This window comes from Streptomyces rectiviolaceus, assembly GCF_039533825.1.
In the GTDB taxonomy this organism is placed as follows: Bacteria; Actinomycetota; Actinomycetes; order Streptomycetales; family Streptomycetaceae; genus Streptomyces; species Streptomyces rectiviolaceus.
The window spans coordinates 1-2435 of record NZ_BAAAUG010000115.1 but is presented as its reverse complement, the minus strand read 5'-3'; the positions used below and the strand labels follow the sequence as shown (position 1 = coordinate 2435).

Here is a 2435-nt window from a genome sequence, read left to right as displayed (position 1 = left end):
TCCTCGCCCAGGGCGAGGATGCTGCGCGCGCGCTCGCTCAGCGTCTCGTACGTCTGAGGGGCGAGCCGCGACACCACGTCCCGCAGCCGCTCCGCCTCCGCCTCCATCTCCTTGGCGAGCACGGTGAGCCGGGCGGCACGTTCCCACGCGCCGTCGCGGTCCTGGGACAGATCGAGGGCGTACGCGTCCACCTGCTCGGGACGGTAGCCCCGTCCGCGCACGGCGACGAAGCCGTGCTCCGACGCGGTTGCACCGCTGCTCATCCTTGAATCCCTCCTCCGACGCACCACGCGCGTACTACGCGATTGGCGCACATCTTGATGGATCAAGCTGAAGTGCCCATAACGCGACACTCCGCGCATCTCATCCGCTCAAGGATGCGTTATTTCTTGGCAGAAGTCGGAATCGAGGGTTGCCGTTTCTTCTCCACGCGGCAGGAACGGCCCTGGCTTGCCCGCACCAAGCCCGCCGCTTCGCGGCGGATCTTTCCCGCCCACCCACCCGATTGCCCGGCAGTGCTCCGGGGTGCTCGGGTGGGTGGGCGGGAAAAATTNNNGCGGCTCGAAAACCGGCGAGGCGCCCGACCCACGCGCAGGGGGTCGAACGCCTCGCACACCTACATGGCCCCCCGCAGGGGCGAACTCAGAGCAGCCCGTCCCACATCTGCTCGAGCAGCACAGACCACCAGCTCTCCGGCGAAGCCAACGCCGCCGGGTCGAGTGCCGCCAGCTGGCCCTGGAAGTCCACCGTCCAGCGCCCCGCCTGCTCCTGGTTCAACCCGAACCGCAGCCGCCACATGCGGCCGAGCAGCGCCAGGCAGCGCGCGAACTCGGGCAGCCCCGTGTTCACGAACTGCGGCGGCACCGGCGCCCCGCCAGGACCCGCCTCCACGGGCACGGCGACGATGTTCGCCGTGCCGTACTGGACGCAGATCGCACGGCCGAAGTCGCTGCCCATGACGAGGTACGAACCGGCGTCCGACGCCGGCTGCACCCCACGCTCCTGAGCCGTCTCGGCGAGCGTCGGCACCGGACGTCCCGGCTGGGCCTGCGCCCAGAAGAACGGGCCGAAGTCCACGGGCAGGCCCGCCACGACGAGCGTGTGCGCCACGATGTCCGGAACGCCCTGCCGGGAGACCGCACGCTGGTCGAAGCGGAAGACGCCGGGCCCGAACGCGCCCACCAGCTCCTGCGCCACACCCTCCGGCGGGATCGGCGGCGCGGGCTGCACCTGCGGCAGCGGCGCACGCACCGGCGCGGGGCGCGCAGGACCGTCCGCGACCTGGTGCAACTCGGCCTGATGCGCGATGAGCTGCTGCATCCCGCCCTGCCGGGACCCGTGGTCCCTGCCGTACGGGGCGATGCTCGTGATCCGCGCCTGCGGCCAGGTCTCACGGATCATCCGGGCGCAGTACGCACCCGGCAGCTCGCAGGACTCCAGCTCGGTGTGGAGTTCGAGCACCTGCTGCGGCGGCACGTTCATGCCGCGCAGCTCATGCAGGATCTGCCACTCCGGGTGCGGAGTACCGGGCGCCGAGCGGCGGATGAGCTGCTGCTCGGAGCCGTCCTGCGCGCGATAGCGGAGTACGGCCTGGTAGCCGGGGCCGACGGTCGGCTGCCCTGTGGGCGGCTGCGGGTAGCCGTAGGGCTGGCCGGGAGCGGCCTGACCGGGAGCGGGAGGCGGCATGCCGGGAGCACCCGGGGCGCCCGGAGCCTGCGGCGGCATGGGCGCGCCGGGGCCACCGACCGCGGGCCCGGCCAGCATCGTCGCCGCGTGGTGGACACCACCGCCGGGAGCACCCGGGGCACCAGGAGGCTGAGCCGCACCGGGAGCACCGGGAGCGCCAGGCGGACCGGGAGGCTGCGGGGCACCAGGAGCACCCGGAGCACCCGGCGGCTTGATCCCACCAGGACCCCCCAGGCTCGGGTCGGCCAGCATCGTCGCCGCGTGGTGCACACCGCCGGGAGGCGTACCCGGAGCACCGGGCGGGCCAGGCGGCTGAGGCGCACCCGGAGCACCGGGCGGACCGGGAGGCTGCGGGGCACCAGGAGCACCCGGAGCACCCGGCGGCTTGATCCCACCAGGACCACCCAGGCTCGGGTCGGCCAGCATCGTCGCCGCGTGGTGGACACCACCGCCGGGGGGCGGGGTGCCCGGAGCGTCCGGAGCCGCGGGCGGCTGCGGTCCGTCGGGGCCGAGCGCCGAGACGAGCTGCGTCGGGACGTAACCGCCCGCCGGGGTGCCCGGAGCACCGGGACCGGACGGCGACGGCGTACCGCCTTGCGGCACACCCGGAGTCCCCGGGGCACTGGGAGGCGGCGGCGCACTCGCACCGCTCCCGCGCGCACCACGCGGCGGAGACTGCGCCTTGCTGGTCGCGGCGTCCGCGATGTCCCCCGCGCCGGGCGGCACGGAGTGCTGGGCGGCGCCGGGAG

Annotated in this window: 1 protein-coding gene and 1 pseudogene; both read right to left on the bottom strand. The window is 74.0% G+C overall.

Going from position 1 to position 2435, the window contains the following annotated elements:
* Positions 1–263, bottom strand: a pseudogene (locus ABD378_RS28975) (cellulose-binding protein); the annotation flags it as partial.
* Positions 264–642: 379 nt separating this feature from the next.
* Positions 643–2435: SUKH-4 family immunity protein (locus ABD378_RS28970; protein ID WP_344525428.1), on the bottom strand; the 1793-nt coding region annotated here is incomplete at its 5' end.